Source organism: Polymorphospora sp. NPDC050346, assembly GCF_040655695.1.
Classification (GTDB): domain Bacteria; phylum Actinomycetota; class Actinomycetes; order Mycobacteriales; family Micromonosporaceae; genus Polymorphospora; species Polymorphospora lycopeni.
In genome coordinates this window covers 219302-239593 of record NZ_JBFAKM010000002.1, presented here as the reverse complement: position 1 = coordinate 239593, position 20292 = coordinate 219302, and the positions used below count along the sequence as shown (strand labels likewise).

At 73.4% G+C, this 20292-nt stretch carries 14 protein-coding genes; 10 read left to right on the top strand and 4 right to left on the bottom strand.

Annotated features, from left to right (window positions below):
• Positions 1-5: 5 nt before the first annotated feature.
• Complete coding sequence (locus AB0I42_RS03610) at positions 6-434, bottom strand: HIT family protein (protein WP_357533839.1); 429 nt, start codon at positions 432-434, stop codon at positions 6-8.
• Between the two features lie 23 nt (positions 435-457).
• Between AB0I42_RS03610 and AB0I42_RS03605 the strand changes: the two genes are divergently transcribed.
• The 3 genes from AB0I42_RS03605 to ilvA all read left to right on the top strand — a co-directional run bounded on the left by AB0I42_RS03605 (position 458) and on the right by ilvA (position 4378).
• The gene (locus AB0I42_RS03605; protein WP_357533837.1) at positions 458-1600 is read left to right on the top strand and encodes a cystathionine gamma-synthase; all 1143 of its coding nucleotides are present in this window, start codon (positions 458-460) and stop codon (positions 1598-1600) included.
• A 93-nt stretch (positions 1601-1693) separates the two neighbouring features.
• Positions 1694-3094: an amidase family protein gene (locus tag AB0I42_RS03600; protein ID WP_357533835.1), complete on the top strand. Its 1401-nt coding sequence runs from the start codon at positions 1694-1696 to the stop codon at positions 3092-3094.
• A 60-nt stretch (positions 3095-3154) separates the two neighbouring features.
• On the top strand, positions 3155-4378 hold the full coding sequence (ilvA, locus tag AB0I42_RS03595; RefSeq protein ID WP_357533834.1) for a threonine ammonia-lyase: 1224 nt from the start codon (positions 3155-3157) through the stop codon (positions 4376-4378).
• A gap of 66 nt (positions 4379-4444) precedes the next feature.
• Here the strand turns inward: ilvA and greA are convergent, their stop codons facing one another.
• Positions 4445-4945 carry a transcription elongation factor GreA gene (gene greA, locus AB0I42_RS03590; protein ID WP_357533832.1) on the bottom strand — a complete coding sequence of 167 codons (501 nt, stop codon included), beginning with the start codon at positions 4943-4945 and terminating at the stop codon, positions 4445-4447.
• A gap of 131 nt (positions 4946-5076) precedes the next feature.
• The gene (locus AB0I42_RS03585; RefSeq protein ID WP_357533830.1) at positions 5077-5511 is read right to left on the bottom strand and encodes a DUF4307 domain-containing protein; all 435 of its coding nucleotides are present in this window, start codon (positions 5509-5511) and stop codon (positions 5077-5079) included.
• Between the two features lie 199 nt (positions 5512-5710).
• Here AB0I42_RS03585 and mca point away from each other — a divergent pair, with 199 nt between their 5' ends.
• From mca to purE, 7 genes are all read left to right on the top strand, one after another.
• Positions 5711-6592 (top strand): mycothiol conjugate amidase Mca, encoded by an 882-nt coding sequence (mca, locus tag AB0I42_RS03580; RefSeq protein ID WP_357533829.1) that lies wholly within the window; start codon positions 5711-5713, stop codon positions 6590-6592.
• Between the two features lie 123 nt (positions 6593-6715).
• Positions 6716-7009 carry a hypothetical protein gene (locus AB0I42_RS03575; protein WP_357533827.1) on the top strand — a complete coding sequence of 98 codons (294 nt, stop codon included), beginning with the start codon at positions 6716-6718 and terminating at the stop codon, positions 7007-7009.
• Between the two features lie 251 nt (positions 7010-7260).
• Positions 7261-9792, top strand: a complete 2532-nt coding sequence (locus tag AB0I42_RS03570; RefSeq protein ID WP_357533826.1) for an EAL domain-containing protein — start codon at positions 7261-7263, stop codon at positions 9790-9792.
• Positions 9793-10291: 499 nt separating this feature from the next.
• On the top strand, positions 10292-10984 hold the full coding sequence (locus AB0I42_RS03565) for a C39 family peptidase (RefSeq protein ID WP_357533825.1): 693 nt from the start codon (positions 10292-10294) through the stop codon (positions 10982-10984).
• A gap of 176 nt (positions 10985-11160) precedes the next feature.
• Positions 11161-13152, top strand: a complete 1992-nt coding sequence (locus AB0I42_RS03560) for a thioredoxin domain-containing protein (RefSeq protein WP_357533823.1) — start codon at positions 11161-11163, stop codon at positions 13150-13152.
• A gap of 55 nt (positions 13153-13207) precedes the next feature.
• Positions 13208-14374 carry a 5-(carboxyamino)imidazole ribonucleotide synthase gene (locus tag AB0I42_RS03555; protein ID WP_357533821.1) on the top strand — a complete coding sequence of 389 codons (1167 nt, stop codon included), beginning with the start codon at positions 13208-13210 and terminating at the stop codon, positions 14372-14374.
• Positions 14371-14883, top strand: coding sequence for a 5-(carboxyamino)imidazole ribonucleotide mutase (gene purE / locus AB0I42_RS03550; RefSeq protein ID WP_357533819.1), 513 nt, complete (start codon positions 14371-14373; stop codon positions 14881-14883). Before AB0I42_RS03555 ends, purE begins: the two co-directional genes overlap by 4 nt.
• A 246-nt stretch (positions 14884-15129) precedes the next feature.
• On the opposite strand, the gene AB0I42_RS03545 is transcribed toward purE, so the two are convergent.
• Entirely contained in the window at positions 15130-20199 is a 5070-nt protein-coding gene (locus AB0I42_RS03545; protein WP_357533818.1) for a zinc ribbon domain-containing protein, read from the bottom strand.
• Positions 20200-20292: the final 93 nt, after the last annotated feature.

Below are 20292 nucleotides of genomic sequence, written 5' to 3'. Positions count from 1 at the left end.
GGCACTTACCCCCTGGTCGGCGGGGCAACCGCGGCGCCGATCCGGGCGGCGTACGTCGCGGCCTGCCCGTCGTCGTCGTAGCGGGTCCGGGGCCAGAAGAAGCCGCGCAGCCCGTCGCCCTTCGTGCGGGGTACGACGTGGGTGTGCAGATGGGGGACGGACTGCGACACCCGGTTGTTCATCGCCACGAAGGTGCCGCCGGCGTCGAGACCCGACTCGACGGCCGCCGCGACCCGGCGGACCAGTCCGAAGTAGCCGGCCAGGTCCGCCTCGGGCAGGTCGGTCAACGTCTCGAGGTGTGGTCTGGGCACCACCAGCACGTGCCCGCGGAAGACCGGGCGGGAGTCGAGGAACGCCACGCCGGAGGGCTCCCCGACGACCTGGAACGACGGCACCGATCCCGCCACGATTCGACAGAAGACGCACCCCGACACCCGATGAGACTAGCCTCGCACCCATGACGTACGGCTTTGAGACCCTCGCCATCCATGCCGGCCAGAAGCCGGAGCCCCGCACCGGGGCGGTGGTGCCACCCATTTTCCAGACCAGCACCTACGCGCAGGACGGCGTCGGCGCGCCGCGCGAGGGCTACGAATACAGCCGGTCCGGCAACCCGACCCGCGACGCGTTGCAGCAGTGCCTGGCGGCGCTGGAGGCCGGGCACACCGCCCTCGCGTTCGCCAGCGGGCTGGCGGCCGAGGACACCCTCCTGCGCACCGTCTGCCAGCCCGGCGACCACGTGGTGATCCCCGACGACGCGTACGGCGGCACCTACCGGCTCTTCGCCCGGGTGGCGCAGCGGTGGGGGGTGAGCTGGACGGCCGCGAAGGTGTCCGACGTCGACGCCGTCCGGGCCGCGATCGAGCCGGGGCGGACGAAGCTGGTCTGGCTGGAGACCCCGACCAATCCGCTGCTCGGCATCGCCGACATCGCCGCGCTCGCGACGGTGGCCCACGACGCGGGGGCCCGGCTCGTGGTCGACAACACCTTCGCCTCGCCCTATCTGCAACAGCCGCTCGTCCTCGGCGCCGACGTCGTCGTGCACTCCACCACCAAATACGTCGGCGGACACTCCGACGTGGTCGGTGGCGCCCTGGTCACCGCCGACGCCGAACTCGGCGCCGAACTGGCCTACCACCAGAACGCGATGGGCGCGATCAACGGCCCGTTCGACGCCTGGCTCACCCTGCGCGGGGTCAAGACCCTCGGCGTACGGATGGACCGGCACTGCGACAACGCCGAGCGGGTCGCCGAGTTCCTGACCCGGCACAAGGCGGTGGCGCAGGTGCTGTACCCGGGCCTGCCCGACCACCCCGGGCACGAGACGGCGGCCAAGCAGATGCGCCGCTTCGGCGGGATGGTGTCGTTCCGGGCCACCGGCGGCGAGGCGCACGCCGTCGAGATCTGCAACCGGACCAAGGTCTTCGTGCTCGCCGAGTCGCTGGGCGGGGTCGAGTCCCTGATCGAGCACCCGGGCCGGATGACGCACGCGAGCGCGGCCGGGTCGCCCCTTGAGGTTCCCGCCGATCTCGTGCGACTGTCGGTCGGCATCGAGACGGTCGACGATCTGCTCGCCGACCTGGCGCAGGCGCTCGGCTGATCCGACGCCCGGCCGGGGACCCCGGCCGGGCGCTGCCGCCCCGGCCGGGCGGCGGCGGCCGCACCGCCGCATAATTGCAAGGCCGATGGGGAGGTGGCCGTGCAGGACATCGTGCCGACCTGGGTAGGTGCGACCGCGAAACAGATCGCGCGGGCGGTCCGTCGCGGCGACGCGTCCGCGACGCAGGTGGTCGCCGACCACCTCGACCACGTCGCCACCGCCGATCCGGTGGTGTCCGCCTTCCGCGCGGTGCGCGGCGGCGAGGCGATCGTCGAGGCGGAGAAGGTCGACGAGCAGGAGGAGCTGGCCAACCTGCCGCTGGCCGGGGTGCCGGTCGCGGTGAAGGAGAACACCGCGGTGGCCGGCCTGCCGACCTGGAACGGGTCCGCGGCGGCCCGCAGCCCGGTCGCCGAGGACGACCACGAGGTCGTACGCCGCCTGCGTGGCGCCGGGGCGGTGGTGCTCGGGGTGACCCGGATGCCGGAACTCGGCCTGTGGGCGGTCACCGACGACGGCACCTCGGTGACCCGTAACCCGTGGCGCACCGACCGGACCCCGGGCGGGTCGTCGGGTGGCGCGGCGGCCGCCGTCGCCGCCGGCATGGTCCCGATCGCGCACGCCAACGACGGGCTCGGTTCGATCCGGATCCCGGCCGCCTGCTGCGGCCTGATCGGCCTGAAGCCGGGCCGGGGAGTGGTGCCCTGCCAGCTCGGCCCCGAGGACTGGTTCGGCCTGACCGAGCACGGCATCCTGGCCACCACGGTCGCCGACGCCGCTGTCGGGTTCGCGGTCCTCGCCGGCCGCCGGCCGGAGAAGCTCGTCGAGCCGCGCCGGCTGCGGGTCGCGATGTCGCTGCGGTCGCCGGTCCTGGGCGTACGCGCCGACCAGCCCAACCGGGACGCGGTCGCGACCGCCGTCCGGCTGCTCGTGGACGCCGGCCACGACACCGTCACCCTCGACCCGGTCTATCCGACCTCGATCGGCCTGCGTGGTGTCGCCACCTGGCTGGCGGCGGCGGCCAGCGACGTCCGGGCCGGTGGCCTCGACCCGCGCGCCCTGCAGCCGCGTACCCGCCGGCACGCGTCGCTGGGCGAGTGGGCGCAGCGGCGTGGCTACGTACGCGAGGCCGACCGCACCGCCTGGCGGGAGAAGTCGATCGGGTTCTTCACCGACAACTCGGTCGACGTGCTGCTGACCCCGGCACTGGCCGGCGCGCCGCCGGCGGCCGGCGGCTGGGCCGGCCGGTCGTGGCGGGCCAACCTCACGGCCAGCATCAGATACGCCCCGTTCGCCGCGCCGTGGAACATCGCCGGCCTGCCGTCGCTCGTGGTGCCGGTCGGGGTGCGTCCGGACGGGCTGCCGGTCGCCGTGCAGCTCACCGGCCCGCCCGGCAGCGAACTGCTGCTGCTCGCCGTCGCCGGTCAGTTCGAGATGGCCGCCCCGTGGTCCCGGCACGCGCCGGGCTGGCCGAAGGTTCCCACCCGTACGGTCTGACCGCTCGCCGTGGACGGTGCCCGCGGTTGCGGTCCCGGCCGGTGATGCGACGATCAGGGCATGACTGAGCTGGTCGGACTCGCCGACGTCGAGGCCGCGCGGGAACTGCTTACCGGGGTGACCCGGACCACCCCCCTCGAACCGTCGCGACCGCTCAGCGCCGCCCTCGGCGGCCCGGTCTGGCTCAAGTGCGAGAACCTTCAGCGGGCCGGCTCATACAAGGTGCGGGGCGCCTACGTCCGGATCGCCCGGCTGGCGCCGGACGAGCGGGCCCGTGGTGTGGTGGCCGCCAGCGCCGGCAACCACGCCCAGGGGGTCGCGCTGGCCGCCGGACTGCTCGGCATCCCGTCCACAGTGTTCATGCCGGTGGGTGCGCCGTTGCCGAAGGTCGTCGCCACCAAGGGGTACGGCGCCCGGATCGAACTGGTCGGCAACACCGTCGACGAGTCGCTGGTCGCGGCCCGGGAGTTCGCGGAGCGCACCGGGGCGGTGTTCATCCACCCGTTCGACCACCACGACGTCATCGCCGGGCAGGGCACGGTGGCGCTGGAGATCCTGGAACAGTGCCCGGAGGTCGAGACGATCGTGGCCGGGGTCGGTGGCGGGGGCCTGATCTCCGGTATCGCGGTCGCGGCCAAGGCGCTGCGGCCGGACGTACGGGTGGTCGGGGTGCAGGCCAGGGGTGCGGCGGCGTACCCGCCCTCGCTCCTGGCGGGCGGGCCGGTGCGGTTGTCGCAGTACGCCACGATCGCCGACGGCATCGCGGTCGGCCGTCCGGGTGACCTGACGTTCGCGCACGTGAGCAAGCTGGTCGACGACATCGTGACGGTGTCGGAGGAGGACATCTCCCGGGCGCTGCTGATGCTGCTGGAGCGCGGCAAGCAGGTGGTCGAGCCGGCCGGCGCGGCCGGGGTGGCGGCCCTGCTGGCCGGTACGGCGACCGTCGGGTCGCCGGTGGTGGCGGTCCTGTCGGGCGGCAACATCGATCCGCTGCTGCTGCTGCGGGTCATCGAGCACGGGCTGGCCGCGGCCGGCCGGTTCCTGCGTTTCACGGTGCGCTGTGTGGACCGGCCCGGGCAGTTGGCGTCGCTGCTGTCGCAGATCGCCGAGCAGCGGGCGAACGTCGTCGACGTCGTGCATCTGCGGCAGAACCCGTTGCTGCGGTTGGGGGAGGTGGAGGTGGCGCTGTCGGTGGAGACCCGTGGCGCGGATCATTCCGAGCGCCTGGTGGCCGCGTTGCGGGGCAGCGGCTACACCGTCGAGATCTCGGCACCGCCGGCCTGAGCGGTCGGGTCGGTCGAGCCGGCCGGTGGTCGCGGGAGTCCACGACCACCGGTCGCCGACATGTCGTCAGCCGCCGTACGGCTCGAACTTGACGACGGTGACCTTGATGTCCGCGCCGCTCGGCGCGGTGTAGGTGACGGTCTGGCCGGCACCGCTGCCGAGGATCGCCTTGCCCAGGGCGGACTCCGGGCTGTAGACGGTCAGATCGGTGGTGGCCGAGATCTCCCGCGAACCGAGCAGGAAGGTCTCGGTGTCGCTGCTGTCCTCGTCGAAGTAGATCGTCACGACCGTGCCGGGTGCGACCTTGTCGGCGGCCGGTGCCTCGCCGACCTGCGCTGTGCGGAGCAGTTCCTGCAGGTAGCGAATCCGACCCTCCTGCTTGCCCTGCTCTTCACGGGCGGCGTGGTAGCCGCCGTTCTCGCGCAGGTCACCCTCTTCGCGACGGGCGTTGATCTCCGCGGCGATCACCGGTCGGGCGGCGATCAGCTCGTTGAGCTCGGCTTGCAGGCGGTCGTACGCGTCCTGGGACAGCCAGGTGGCGGGCGCCTCGCGGTCGGTCGTGGACACAGACGATCTCCTCGGTGGGCTTGGGAACAGCGTGGTAACTGGACAGGTGTTCGGGTGCTCGGTGTGAAGGTAGAAGTACCAACTTACCAGCGAAACACACCGCGCAGCGGTGAGTGATTTCCTGACCGCTGTCAGTCAGCGGCGCGGCAGCGCATGACCTCGCCGATCATCGGCCGGGCCGAGGTGGCCAGCCGGTGCCGTACGACGGGGTGCTTCTCGCCGGCCGGGGCGTCGACGCGTACCTCTTCGCGGGCCACCTCGGCGCCGTCGCGCGACCGGGCCCGCAGTACGCAGACCGCCGAGCCGCCCTCGGGCACGGTGACCTGGAAGTCGACGAGGATCTGGCTGTCGGTGATCTCGGTGTAGGTGATCACCTTCGCGTCGTAGGTCGGGTCGCCCCACATCCGGTATAGCCGGACGCTCAGCCCGAGGCCGCCGATCACCAGGACTGCCACCAGCGCACCGACGACCCACGGACGGGTCCGGCGGGCCTCCCGCCGCCGCCCGTAGCGGCCGGGCGGGAACATCGACGCGCCGGGCTGCGTTGTGGCTCGCGTCTCGGTCACCGGGTCGGCTCTCCCGCGTTCTTGTCGGTGGCATCGGATTACCTGGACAGGTCCATCATCGCAGGACGCCGTCGGCCCGATGCGCCGGGTGCTGTCAACCGGGTGCGGCGGATCTGACTTGCAACAGGTGCGACGATTGCAAAAGTTGTGTCGTGCCGGGCCACGCCGGCCCGGCGAGGGTACGGACTAGGGAGTCCCGTTGGCAGAGCAACTGCGCCTCATGGCCGTGCACGCCCACCCCGACGACGAGTCGAGCAAGGGTGCGGCCACGATGGCGAAATACGTGGCCGAGGGCGTCGAGGTGCTGGTCGTGACCTGCACCGGCGGCGAACGGGGCAGCGTGCTCAACCCCAAGCTCGACCGCCCGGACGTGTGGGAGAACATCGCCGAGATCCGTCGCGCCGAGATGGACGCCGCCCGGGCGATCCTCGGCGTCGAGCAGGCCTGGCTCGGCTTCGTCGACTCCGGGCTGCCGGAGGGCGACCCGCTGCCGCCGCTGCCCGAGGGCTGCTTCGGCCTGCAGGACGCGCAGGTCGCCGCGGGCCCGCTGGTGCGGCTGATGCGCGAGTTCCGCCCGCACGTCGTCACCACCTACGACGAGGACGGCGGCTACCCGCACCCCGACCACATCATGTGTCACAAGATCAGCGTCGCCGCGTTCGAGGCGGCCGGCGACCCGGACCGCTTCCCCGATCTGGGCGACCCGTGGCAGCCGCTCAAGCTCTACTACTGCATGGGCTTCTCCAAGGCCCGGGTGGTCGCGCTGCACGAGGCGATGCTCGCCGCCGGCCTGGAGTCGCCGTACGCCGAGTGGCTGGAGAAGTGGGAGGACCGGGAGGACAAGGGGCCCCGGGTCACCAGCCGGATCGAGTGCGCCGACTACTTCCCGGTACGCGACGACGCGCTGCGGGCCCACGCCACCCAGGTCGACCCCGACGGCTTCTGGTTCCACGTGCCGCTGGAGGTGCAGCGCAAGGCGTGGCCGACCGAGGATTTCGAACTGGTCCGCTCGATGGTCGACAGCCCGGTGCCGGAGTCCGACCTCTTCGCCGGTATCCGGGAGACCGTCCACGCACGCTGAGCAGGGCCAGGCGTACGGTGGACGGCACACACGTACAACGTCGGACCGGTCGCGGGAGGCGCGCCCGGTCCCGGCGCAGGATCCGTTGTGCGCTCGGGCGTACGTCGCGATGGAGGAACCGTCATGTTGACCGCGGCCCAGGTGCTGGCCCAGAACAACTTCGGCAACACCCGTAGCGGGGGCCTCGCCGGCCCCATGGGGCTCTTTCTCATCATCCTGCTCGCGATCGCGACGGTGCTGCTGATCCGCAACATGAACAGCCGCCTGCGCCGGCTGCCCGAGCAGTTCCCGGCCCCCGGCGCGGACGCGCGGACCGCGGCGGTGGACGCCGGGGCCGTGGCGGTCGATGCCGGGGCCCGGCCGACCGAGACGACCGGTGAGCCGACGGATTCGACGCAACAGCAAACCCGTCGATAGAGTTCCCTCCGAAACGGTCGCGGGTGTCCACCATCTGGGCGGTGGCCACGTCCGCGACCACGGTTCGGGCAAAAGGGCACGACGCCCCCTGTTGCACCCTTGCGCTTTGGCTTAGCCTTCCGCCGGGGGACCAACACTCCCGATGCCGCGCGCGGAAGGGGGGCGCCGATGAGCATCCGATCCGCCGCGCGGTCGTCGTCCGGGGTGGTGGCGGCCCCGCCGTGCCATCGGCCGGCAGACGGAGGCGGTCCGTGACGTCGGGCCAGGCGTGGCCCGCCCCATCATCCGCGCCGTCCGGTCTGCGCAGGATCGTCCCGCTGACCGGCGCGGTCCTGACCCTTGCGATCACCGCCGTGGTGCTCGGCCCCATCTTCGCGGGCGGCAGCCCGGGTGGAACGTCCGACCTGCTGGCCCGGCTGGGAATCGTGGCCGTGGTCTTCGCCGCCGGCCAGTTGGCCCGGCTGCGGCTGCGGGTCGGCTCCGGCGGCGTCAGCGTCACCTGGGGCGAAGCCGCCCTGATCGTCGGGCTGCACCTGGTGCCCGCCGGTTGGCTGCCCGCCGCCACCCTCGTCGGCGCCGGGGTCGCCTGGAGCATCCTGGCGGCCCTCGACGGCCGTCGCGGCGTGCTCGAGGTGCTGCACTGCGTCGCGTCGCTGACCACGGCGGTCGGAGTCGCCGCCGCCGTCACCCAGGCGCTCGCCCCGCCGCTCGGGGCGCCGCTGTCGCCGACGCTGGCTGGTGCACTGCTTCTCGGGGCGGCGACCTACCTGGCGACCACGACGGCACTCGCCACCGTCACCATGGTGATCCGCTACCGGCGGCCGGCCGGACCGCTGTTGCTGCGCATCCTGCGCGGGAAACTGCTGATGTTCGCCGGCAACGTCCTCGTCGGTCTGGCCGCGATCGTCATGATCGACAGTGATCCCCGCTGGCTGCTGCTGGTGCCGCCGGCGCTCTGGCTGCTGCAACAGACCTACCTGCACCGGGTCCGGGCCGACGACGAACGGGAGGCGTGGAGCACCCTCGCCACCGCCGTCGGCGGCCTCAACCGGCTCGACGAACGGGCCGTCGTCAGCGCCGCGCTGGAGTCCGCCAACCGGGTGTTCCGGGCCGAACGCGTCGAACTCGACGTCACCCGGGCCGACGGCAGCCGGCGGCGTTACCGGCTGGCTTCCGACGGCGAACTCGCCGTACGGGCCATCCCGGCCGACACCCGCCCCGACGCCGACGACCAACTGCACAACGTCGAGCTGACCGCGGGCGGCACGAGGGTCGGCGACCTGCGGGTCAGGTTCTCCCGCGGGGCCACCCCGGGACACCGCGAAGAGGCCGCGTTGTCGATCTTCGGGGCGGCGCTGGCCACCGCGCTGCACGACGCGATCATCCACCGCGAGCTGCGCATCCTGACCTCCCGGTCGGCATACGAGGCGGTGCACGACCCGCTCACCAAGCTGGTGAACCGGGCGGCCATGCTCAGCAAGGGCGACGTCGCGCTGCACCGGCTCACCCACGAGCATCCGGTCGCCCTGCTGCTGCTCGACATCAACAACTTCAAAGAGGTCAACGACACGCTCGGGCACGCGGCCGGTGACGAACTGCTCCAGGTGACCGCCGGCCGCCTCAAGGCCAGCATGCGACCCGGCGAACTGCTCGGCCGGCTCGGCGGCGACGAGTTCGCCCTCCTGGTCACCGCCGTGCCCGTACGCGCCGACACCGCGGGCAGCGGCTCCAGCCTGCCGGCGGCGATGCGCCGGGCCCGGGACATCGTCGAGCGGCTCGCCGTGCCGGTCGAGGTCGCCGGGGTCAAGATGTCGGTGGAGGCGTCCGTCGGCGTGGTCGTCGCCGGTGCCGGCGCCGCCGACATGACCGAACTGCTGCGCCGGGCCGACATCGCCATGTACCAGGCCAAGAACGGCGGCAGCAACATCGCCTCGTACGACAGCGGCCGGGACGCGGCCAGCACCGACCAGCTCGCCCTGCTGGCCGAGCTGCGCGAGGCGCTCGCCGTCGACAACCAGCTCGTGCTGCACCTGCAACCCGCGGTCGACCTGGTCACCGGCGAGCCGACCGGCGTCGAGGCCCTCATCCGCTGGCACCACCCGCGGCGGGGCACGCTCGGCCCCGGCGACTTCGTACGCGCCGTCGAGGGCAGCGACCTGCTCGCCCCGTTCACCCGGTACGTCGTCGACCGGGCGCTCACGGTCGCGGCCGAGTGGGCCCGCGCCGGCCTCGACGTACCGATCTCGGTCAACCTGTCGGCCCGCAGCCTGCTCGACCAGCGCCTGCCCGCCGAGGTCGGCGAGTCGCTGCGCCGCCACCAGGTGCCGGCCCACCGTCTCGTACTCGAGATCACCGAGACGGTCGTGATGAGCGAACTCGACGTGATCGACGACGTGCTGGCCGACCTGCGGGCGTTGGGCGTTCAGCTTGCGGTCGACGACTTCGGCACCGGTTTCTCGTCGCTCAGCTTCCTGGCCCGGATCGCCGTACACGAACTCAAGGTCGACCGGTCCTTCGTGATCGGTATGGTCGATTCGCCGGAAGCCGCGGCGATTGTCCGGACCACCGTCGAGTTGGCCCACGAACTGGGCCTGCGGGTCGTCGCCGAGGGGGTGGAGACGGCCGACCAGCGGACCGCGCTCGCCGCCCTGGGCTGCACCTCAGCGCAGGGCTACCACTTCTTCAGGCCGATGCCCGCAGACAAGATCGTGGCGGTGTTGCGCAACATGTCCGACTCGGCGCAGGCGCAGATCCTGCCGCTGCGAGTGGACGGCGTCTCGTAGTTTCCGCCTGACCGGGCCGAATGGCCGCGATGTCGCGAAAGAGTGCGGCGGGTTACGTGGCGCATGGCGCCTGATGTGCCGGATGTCCGATATTTGGGTGGCCCCCGGGGTGCCGTGGCGGAATGGCCGGCGGGCCGGGGTGGTTATGCCATCCACACGAGCCGGTAGCACCGCCCGGACGTGTTCGCAAGACCCGCCGGGTGGCGGCGGCCGGAATGCCGGCCCGGCCCGCGTGGTTATGTCTCCCCGCACGACCCCCGGAACCACGAACCGCGACCGGGTCAGCCCCGCCGGAATGCCGGCCGGCCGCCCGCGGTTATGTACCCCGCTCGACGCGGTAGCGCGCCGCGGATCGGTACCCGGCGGAATGCCGACCGGGTCCCCGCGGTTATGTGAGTTCGCTCCGGTACCAAGCACGGACGCGCACAGGTCCTGCCAACCCCCGGCCGGACCGCATCTTCCCCCCATCCCTTCCCCCGGGACGAGAGAGGTGTGCAACATGACCCCCATCAAGCAGTGGATCCCCACCGTCTTCCAGGCTCCGGTCATCCGAAAGGCTGCCCTCGGCGTCGCCGGGCTGGCCATGGCAGGCGGCGTGGTCGCCGGCCCGGCCACCATGGCCCACGCGGCCACCCCGACCGCCGACAAGCCGACCACCACCGTCGCGGCGGTCAGCCAGGACAAGCGCACCAGTGCCAAGGAACTCGACTTCGACTACGAGTTCCAGGAGACCTACTACTACTGTGCCCCGGCCGCGACCAAGATGGCGCTCTCCGCGCAGGGTAAGGACTTCAGCCAGGACGAGATGGCCCGCAAGCTGGGCACGACCGAGGCGGGTACCGACTCCGCGGTCGAGACCACCCGGGTGCTGAAGGACGTGACCGGTAAGGACTACCGGACCGTGGAGATCAGCGGTGCCCAGGCCGACCAGGGGCAGACCGACCAGCTGCGGACCGACGTGGTGCGGGCGGTCGACGACCAGCGTGCCGTGGTGGCGAACGTCGCGGGTAGCGCGGCGGACGTGGACGGCGACCGGCACTCGTACGAGGGCGGCCACTACATCGCCGTGACCGGGTACGCCGACGGCGGCGACAAGGTCAAGATCGGTGACTCGTGGTCGGACAAGGGCGAGTACTGGATCAGCACCGACGCGCTGGCCGACTGGATCGCCTCGCGTGGCTACTCCGCCTGATCCGGGCGATGCCCAACTGAACAGACCTGATGAGGGCCAGCCTTCGGGCTGGCCCTCATCGTCATGTCTGCGTTCTGTAGCGAAAACGCTATAGAACGCAGCGTTAGCTGACCGCCGGACCTCCGTGGTCGGGGTGGAGGCGGGCGTCGGGCGGGCCGGTGTGAGAGGTTGGACGCATGAACCGGCTCGGTGGCGCGACCTCGCCGTACCTGCAGCAGCACGCCGACAACCCGGTGGACTGGTGGCCGTGGTGTGCCGAGGCGTTCGAGGAGGCGCGGCGGCGCGACGTACCCGTGCTGATCTCGGTCGGCTACGCGGCCTGCCACTGGTGTCACGTGATGGCGCACGAATCGTTCGAGGACGAGGCGGTCGGCCGGCTGCTGAACGACAACTTCGTCTCGATCAAGGTCGACCGGGAGGAGCGGCCCGACGTCGACGCCGTCTACATGACCGCCACGCAGGCGATGACCGGCCAGGGCGGCTGGCCGATGACGGTCTTCGCGACGCCGGACGGCACCCCGTTCTTCTGCGGCACCTACTACCCGCGCGCCAACTTCGTACGGCTGCTCGAATCGGTGACCACCGCGTGGCGCGACCAGCGTGACGCGGTGGTCGAGCAGGGCGCCGCGCTGGTCCAGGCGATCGGCGGCGCCCAGGCGGTCGGCGGCCCGGCGGCGCCGCTCACCGCCGAGCTGCTGGACGCCGCCGCGACCCAGCTCGCCAAGGAGTACGACGGCACCAACGGCGGGTTCGGCGGCGCCCCGAAGTTCCCGCCGCACATGAACCTGCTCTTCCTGCTGCGCCACCACCAGCGCACCGGCGACCGGCAGAGCCTCGAACTCGTCCGGCACACCGCCGAGGCGATGGCCCGCGGCGGCATCTACGACCAGCTCGCCGGCGGGTTCGCCCGCTACTCGGTCGACGCGCACTGGACCGTGCCGCACTTCGAGAAGATGCTCTACGACAATGCGCTGCTGCTGCGGGTCTACACCCAGTTGTGGCGGCTCACCGGCGACGCGATGGCCCGCCGGATCGCCGCCGAGACCACCGAGTTCCTGCTCGGTGACCTCGCCACGCCGGCCGGTGGACTGGCCAGCGCCCTGGACGCCGACACCGACGGGGTGGAGGGCGCCACCTACGCCTGGACACCCGACCAGCTCGTCGAGGTGCTCGGCGGCGACGACGACGGCCGGTGGGCGGCCGACCTGTTCGCCGTCGCCGCCACCGGCAGCTTCGAACACGGCACCAGCGTGCTACGGCTGGCCCGCGACGTCGACGACGCCGACCCGGCCGTACGGGACCGGTGGCGGCGGGTCCGGGAACGGCTCCGTACCGCCCGGGCGGCCCGACCGCAGCCGGCCCGCGACGACAAGGTGGTCGCCTCCTGGAACGGGCTCGCGGTGACCGCGCTCGCCGAATACGCCGTGCTGACCGGTGACACCGCCGCCGGCGACGCCGCCGTCGAGATCGCCGGAGTGCTTGCCGACCGGCACATCGTCGACGGACGGTTGCGCCGGGTCTCCCGGGACGGGGTGGTCGGCGACCCGGCCGGGGTGCTGGAAGACCACGGCTGCGTGGCAGAGGCGTTCGCCGCCGTACACCAGCTCACCGGCGACGGTCGGTGGCTGGCGCTGGCCGGGCAACTGCTCGACACCGCGCTGGCCCGGTTCGCCACCGGTGCCGGCGGGTTCTACGACACCGCCGACGACGCCGAACAACTGGTCACCCGGCCCGCCGACCCGACCGACAACGCCACCCCGTCCGGCCAGTCGGCGCTGGTCGCGGCGCTGGTGACGTACTCGGCGCTGACCGGGGAGCCGCGCTACCGGCAGGCGGCGGAGACGGCACTGGCGACCATCGCGCCGATCGTCGCCCGGCACGCCCGCTTCACCGGCTACGCGGCCGCGGTCGGCGAGGCGCTGCTGTCCGGGCCGTACGAGATCGCCGTCGTCACCGACAACCCCGCCGGCGACCCACTGGTCGAGGCGGCCCACCGGCACGCCCCACCCGGGGCGGTGATCGTCGCCGGGGAGCCGGACCGGTCGGGCGTACCACTGCTCGCCAGCCGGCCACGGGTCGACGGCCGGCCCACCGCGTACGTCTGCCGCGGCTTCGTCTGCGACCGCCCGGTCACCGACGCCGCCGACCTGGTCGCCCAACTGACCTGATCCGGTGACGGCCCTGGTGGGGCCGGCGGTGGCGCGTAATAGGCTTGCGCGCGTTATGGATACCCGCACCGGTCTGCCCACCGTCGGCATGGTGGGCGGTGGCCAGTTGGCCCGTATGACCCACCAGGCCGCCATCGCCCTCGGCCAGTCACTGCGCGTCCTCGCGACCTCGCCCGAGGACGGCGCCGCACTCGTCGCCGCCGACGTGCAGTACGGCGACCACACCGACCTCACCGCGCTGCGCACCTTCGCCAAGGGCTGCGACGTCGTCACCTTCGACCACGAACACGTGCCGACCGGACACATCCGGACCCTGGAGGCCGAAGGCGTACGCCTCTATCCGGGCTCGGACGCGCTGCTGTACGCCCAGGACAAGCGGGCGATGCGCGAGCGGCTGGCGCAGCTCGGCGCGCCGGTGCCCCGCTGGCGCCCGCTGACCGGGCCCGACGACCTCGCCGGCTTCGGCGCCGAGGTCGGCTGGCCGCTGATCGTGAAGGCGACCCGGGGCGGGTACGACGGCCGGGGCGTGTGGCTGCTGGCCGGCCCGGACGAGGCCGCCGAGCTGTTCGCCAGCGGCACCGAGCTGATCGCCGAGGAGCGGGTCGACCTGCGCCGGGAACTGGCGGTGCAGGTGGCCCGGTCGCCGTTCGGCCAGGTCGCCGTCTACCCGGTCGTCGAGACGGTGCAGCGCGACGGCATCTGCGTCGAGGTGCTGGCGCCCGCCCCCGACCTGCCCGAAGACCTGGCTCTCAGCGCCCAGCAGTTGGCGATCGACATCGCCACCTCGCTCGGCGTCGTCGGCCTGCTCGCCGTCGAACTCTTCGAGGCCACCGGGCCGGACGGTGCCGCCCGGCTGGTGGTCAACGAGCTGGCGATGCGGCCGCACAACTCCGGGCACTGGACCATCGAGGGGGCCCGGACGTCGCAGTTCGAGCAGCACCTGCGGGCCGTCCTCGACTATCCGATGGGCGAGACCGCGCTGGCCGCGCCGGTCGTGGTGATGGCCAACGTGCTCGGTGGCCCCGATGGCGGGATGCCGATCGACGAACGGCTGCACCACCTGTTCGCCGCCGACCCGGGCGTCAAGGTCCACCTTTACGGCAAGCAGGTGCGACCCGGCCGCAAGATCGGGCACGTGACCGTGCTCGGCGAGGACCTGACCGATGTACGGGCCCGGGCGGCACGCGCCGCGCGCTGGCTGCGTGAGGGGAGCGAGGCATGACCGCCGTTGGCCTGATCATGGGCAGTGACTCGGACTGGCCGACGATGAAGGCGGCCGCCGACGCGCTCGACGAGTTCGGGGTCGGCTTCGAGGTCGGGGTCGTGTCCGCGCACCGCACTCCGGTCGCGATGATCGAGTACGGTCGCGCCGCCGCCGACCGGGGCCTCAAGGTGATCATCGCCGGTGCCGGTGGCGCCGCCCACCTGCCCGGGATGGTCGCCTCGGTGACGCCGCTGCCGGTGATCGGGGTGCCGGTGCCGCTGAAGCACCTCGACGGCATGGACTCGCTGCTGTCCATCGTCCAGATGCCGGCCGGCGTGCCGGTCGCCACCGTGTCCATCGGCGGGGCGCGTAACGCGGGGCTGCTCGCCGTACGGATGCTCGCCGCCACCGACCCGGATCTGCGGGCCCGGATGGTTGCTTTCCAGGCGGCCCTGGAGGCGCTGGTCGCCGAGAAGGACGCCGCCCTGCGCGCCACTCTGACCACCCGGCCGGCACCGACCGCCTGAGGCAGCCCGCCACTTACGCCGACGAGCCGGTGCTACGGCAAGCGCCGGCCAACCCCTGCACACGTGCCCGGGTGCGACCTCCGGTCGAACCCGGCACGTGGCCCTGCGTAGCGCCCGGTCAAACCCGGCACGTGGCCTTGCGTGATGTCCGGTCAAACCCGGCACGTGGCCTTGCGTGACATCCGGTCGGACCCGGCACGTGGCCTGCGCAACCACCGACCAACGCCCAATGACCATCCGAATCAATCATTTCATCCTGAAGAGCGCCCCCCGGACCCGATCTTGGGTGCGGCGCCGGCGCTCGTTGCTGGCGCCGAGGGCGACCAGCACGATGCCGGTCGGGATCAGCAGCCACCAGCCGCCGGCCAGGGTCAGCGCGTGCAGGGCCACCAGGGCGGTCGCGATCGCCCCGGTGACGACCGGGGCCTGCCGGCGGGTCACCGAGCCGACGATGAGGGTGGCGACCGCGCCGAACAGCAGCAGCACCCGCCGTGTGGTGCTGGTGTCGGTCGCGATCATGATCACCAGACTGGGCAGGAACGCGGCCACCAGGGCCGGTCCGAACGCCGCCCAACTGCCCAGGTCGGAGCGCTGGCGCAGCTCCATGAGCCCGACCAGCAGCGCGAGCACCGCGAAGGGCAGTGTGTAGGCCTCCGGCAGCGCCACGTCGGCGAGTCCCATGAGCAGCCACCAGGCGCTGATCTCACAGCCCACCGCCGCCCAGAACAGGACGCGGCGCTCCATCGGACCCCGTCCCGACCGGATCGCGGCCACGCCGAGCACCGCGCCCCACGCGGCGAGCAACGCCGCCACGTGGCGGGGGGAGTCGTATGCCAGCGCCGCCGCGATGAGCGCCGCCGAATACCCGCTCCACTCCACGGTCGACGCCTCGCGGGTCGCCTCCGGCTGCCGCAGTCGTGGCAGCCGGGCCGCGACGAGTAGCAGGACCGCACCGACGCCCAGCACGCCGAACGCCGACCAGGCGGGGTCGAAGCCGGCCGCGACACCGATCGTGAAGACGAAGAGTTGAGCCATGACCGAGGCGAACACCCAGCCCAGGATGCGAGCCCGGGCCGACCGCCCGAAGATCGCGGCGACAGCACCGACGGCGACCGCCCCGCCGAGGGCGAGCAGCGTCAGGTCGGCGGTGGCCAGGCTGCCGGCCAGGCCGGCCCCACCGCCGGCGAGCCCGATCACGAAGACGATCACCCGGGCGACGCGTACGGGGCGGGCCCGGTCGGTGTCGGGTGGTGGCGGGGTCAGCGCGAGGCCGAGCATCGCGATCGCGAACACGGCGAGAGCGGCCAGGGTGGCGTTGGGCCAGCCGAGCCCGAGCGAGGTCGGCGCGATCAGCAGGGTGAGGGCGATGCCGGGCAGCGAGACCGGGATCGCCTCGGCCGGCCGCCCGCCGCTGAACCCGACCGCGGCCAGCGCCGTCGCGACGGTGAGCAGGAGAGCGGTGAGCACGTTCGTGGGTTCGACGACCGCGGCGCCGGGGCCGGCCGGTGGACCCTCCCAGATCTGCCACAGGGTCTGGTAGGGCTGGACCAGCGCGGCCAGCAGAGCCGGCGCGATCGTGACGAACGCGAGAATGGTCGGCACGGTGGCGATGACGATCGCGCCCCGGACCGGGCTGATCGACCACCGGGTGACCGGGGCGTTCGGCAGCCGGCGCATCACCCCGCCGAGCATGACCGTCCACCGGTGCACCGGCTCGCCCCCGGAACCGGGTGGCGGGGTCGCCGCGCGCAGCAACTCGGCGAGGACGGCCAGCAGCGCCGCCGCGGCGGCGTACACGCCGGTGGGTGCGTCGGTCGGCAGGGAGACCGCGGCGGTCACCGTGGCGCCACCCGCGATGCCGATGGTCGCGTACGGCAGGTAGCGCGGCACCTCGCGGCTGACCAGGGCGAGGATCGCCACGCCCAGGGCCGAACCGGCGAGCGCGGCGGTGAGTACGACCGCCTCCGTCCACTTGAACTCGGCGGCCAGGGCGGCGAGCGCGCCGGGCAGCGCCAGCAGGGCACCACCGGTCGCGGCGCCGCCGATCGTGGCCAGGTGCGGTGGCATCGGGTCGGCGTCGGAGGGCAACTCGACCGGCCCGTCGTCGTCCGGCAGCGTGGCGACCATCCGGGCGAGCACCGCCACGACGGTCCCGACCAGGGCGATCACCCCGAGTGCGGCGGCCGTCGTCCACGGCCGGACGAGGCTCGCGCCGACCGCGTGCAACGCGACCGCCGCGGCGACCGCGGCCCGGGTGAGGCCGGCGCGTGGATCGGCGGCGGCGACGGCGAAGATGCCGTAGCCGGTGGCGACCAGCCCGCCGACCACGATCGGTGACCACCACGGCATGCCGAACGCGGCCGGGGTGCCGATGGTGGCGAGAGCGACGCAGACCCCCGCGACGTCGTACGACCACGGGCGGGGGAGCACCACCGCGGCGGCGCCGGCCAGCAGCACCAGGGCGGCGGGCATCTGCCAACCGGTGCCGCCGGCCTCGGCGACCGACCACGCGTCGAGGTCACCGGCCCAGATCGCCCCCGGGGTGGCCAGCACCCGCAGCCCGCCACTGATCGCGGTCCAGCCGGCGATCACGGCGATCACGGCCCCGCTGACGGTGACGCCGAGGATCGGGCCGCGCCGCCACTCCACCGGCATCGCCCGTACGGCGAACGCGACGACCAGGATCAGCGCGGCGGTGACCACCAGTTCGGCCTCGGGCAGCAGGATCGTGGCGATCCGGCCGAGGGTGCCCACCAGGGCGGCGGTCGCCGCCGCGGCGGCGAAGTCGGGCCCGTCGAAGAGCCGGTCCGCCCGGCGCCCGGCGTCGATCGCCGGGGAGAGCAGGAGGAGGGCGGCGGCCACGACGAGCAGGGCCGCCACCCACGCGTCGGTCACGGTCGCACCGGGCGCGCCGAAGGCGACGGCGGCGACCGCGAGGGCACCGAGGCCGCTGCCGAGGGCGAGCGGCGGGCTGATCTGCCGCTTCGCGACCTGGGTGACCGCGGCGTAGCCGAGGGTGGCGCAGACGGCGAGGAAGCTCGCGGCGAGCACCGGCAGGGTGGCGGACTGCAACTCCCCCGTGGTCGGGTTGGCGTCGACCGGTATCGAGGCCGCCACCAGCGCGGCCACCGCACCCGGCGCGGCGAAGGCGGCGCCACCCGCCGCCCAGGGGCCGACCACGTCGGCGCCCGTGCCCGGGGCGACCGTGTCGGTGGCGGCCAGCAGGGCGACGAGCACGCCGCCGGCGGTCAGCGCGAGGAGCGCGGCGGCGGTCAGGCCGGGGCGGGCGAGCGCGGCACCGGCGCCGGCAAAGCCGACCAGGCCGGCGCCGACGAGATGCACCCGGGCGGCCCGGTCGCTGTCGGTCCACAGCCCGGCCGCGCCGATCCCGATCGCCGCCAGCACCGGCGGCCACGGCGCCGCCCACCACGGCAGGGCGAGCGAGGCGGGCGCGGCGAGCGCGGTGAGGGCCACGCCGGCGACGGCGAACTCCCGGCGCACCTCCGCCGGCAGCGACAGGACGGCGGCGATGGTGAGCAGGAACGCGGTCGCGGCGAGCTGCCATCCGGTCGCCGCGACCGATTCGGCCAGCACGTGGGGGTAGTCGACGAGGTCGGCCGCCCAGACCGGGGTCGCGGCCCGGATCGGGGCGAGGGCGGCCCGGATCGCGCTGCCCGCGACCACCACACCGATGACGACGAGAGCGGCGACCGAGGCCAGCTGCGGCCCGCGCCGGGCCCAGGCGGGCAGGGAGCGTACGCCGACCCCGGTCAGCGTGATCACGGCGGCGATGACCAGCAGTGCCCGGCCGGGCAGGGCGAGAGCCGCCACCCGGCCGGCCGCCCCGATGACGGCGAGGGTGAGGATGCCGGCGGCCAGATCCGGCAGCGGCGGCTGCCGCAGCGTGTAGGCGCCGAGCAGCCCGACCAGGGCGGCGATCACCAGCGTGACACCGGCCCGGGCGGCGGCGGACACGGTGTCGGCGTCGACGAGCGCGGCGACGGCGTAGACCAGCGCGGCACCGATCGCCAGGCCGTGCAGCACCCAGGTCAGCTCACGCAGCCAGAACGTCGCGGGGGCGGCCGCGGCGACGGGCTCCGCGGGCCGGGGCTTCGCGGGCCGGGGCTTCGCGGGCTCTTCGTCGACGTCGGCGAACGCCTGCCCGGTGTCGTCGGCGTCCAAGGTGCCGAACGGATCCCGGGCACGGCGTTTCGCGGTGCCCGGCGGCTCGGCGGTGACGACCGCGTCGGCCTCTTCCGGTGCGCTTTCCGGCCGGTCGGTGCCGGGTTCGGCGCTGGCGGGTGCCGCTCCCGTCCCGGTGTCGGCCACCGGCCCGGGGCGGCGGCCCAGCCACGGCGGCAGCACCAACCGGCCCGGCTGGGCGAACAGTCGGACGAGGTAGAGGTCGAGGGCGGCCACCGCGCTCAGGGTGATCGCCCAGCCGGCCGGTCCGAGGATCCAGTCGTACGCCAGCAGCGGGATGATCGGTTGCACGGCGAGCACGGTCGCCCAGCGGGGCACGGTCAGCCCGGTCCCCGAGGTGTACGCGGCCGCGATGCCGGCGGCGACCGCGAACGTCAGCGCGCCGAACACGGCCCCGGACAGCACACCGGTGCGTACCGACTCGGCGGTCCACAGCGCGTAGCCGGTGAGCGGCACCAGCAGGAGACCGACGCCGGCGAGCGTCTCGGCGGTCGAGGTCAGCGCCCGGCGGGCCATCAGTGGCGCCGCGAGCAGCAGCAGCCCGGTGGCGGCGACCAGGATGGTCATCCGGCTCAGCGTGTCGAGCGTGCTGATCGCCACGACGGCGAAAACCACCGCGGCCACCCCGAGCAGCAGCGCGCCGAGACCGAGCAGGATGTTCTGCACCTCGCGCTGCGACGCCTCGGGACGTGCTTCGGGGTCGTCGAGATCGGCGACCCGGGGCGCCTCATCCGGTGGCGGCGGTGGAGGCCGGTCCCGGTCGCCGCCACCGGTCTGCCGTGGGATGCGCCACGGCGGTGGCGGGCCGGCGTCGGCGGTCGGTGGGCGCTGCCCGGGCCGGCGACGCAGCACCCGGCGTGGCTTGGTCGCGCCCTTGGCCCGCTTGTCGTTGGCGTGCGCGAGGATGTCCCGCTGGAAGACGGCCGCCTGAAGCTTCGAGGCGATCTGCTTCTGCTCCTTGGCGATCGCCACGTCGCGGGCCTTCATCTCGGCGATCGACCGCTCGATGCGGGCCAGATCATCGGCCCACGTTCCCTGCGCCTCACCGCAGTGCGGGCACTCGGGGGCAGGTTCGATCTGCCGACCGCACGAGGGGCACCGGTATGTGGTCACTGGCACCTCCTCGCCTCACGTCGCCGCCGGGACGATCCCGCCGCGCAGACCGCCGGCACGGCCACCGGACCGCGCCCCCGGCCATGCGTTCAT

Bases quoted from the DNA above. Each gene is read 5' to 3' on its own strand.
- AB0I42_RS03605 (WP_357533837.1), top strand. From the start codon at position 458: ATGACGTACGGCTTTGAGACCCTCGCCATCCATGCCGGCCAGAAGCCG.
- ilvA (WP_357533834.1), top strand. From the start codon at position 3,155: ATGACTGAGCTGGTCGGACTCGCCGACGTCGAGGCCGCGCGGGAACTG.
- AB0I42_RS03575 (WP_357533827.1), top strand. From the start codon at position 6,716: ATGTTGACCGCGGCCCAGGTGCTGGCCCAGAACAACTTCGGCAACACC.
- AB0I42_RS03565 (WP_357533825.1), top strand. From the start codon at position 10,292: ATGACCCCCATCAAGCAGTGGATCCCCACCGTCTTCCAGGCTCCGGTC.
- AB0I42_RS03560 (WP_357533823.1), top strand. From the start codon at position 11,161: ATGAACCGGCTCGGTGGCGCGACCTCGCCGTACCTGCAGCAGCACGCC.
- AB0I42_RS03555 (WP_357533821.1), top strand. From the start codon at position 13,208: ATGGATACCCGCACCGGTCTGCCCACCGTCGGCATGGTGGGCGGTGGC.
- purE (WP_357533819.1), top strand. From the start codon at position 14,371: ATGACCGCCGTTGGCCTGATCATGGGCAGTGACTCGGACTGGCCGACG.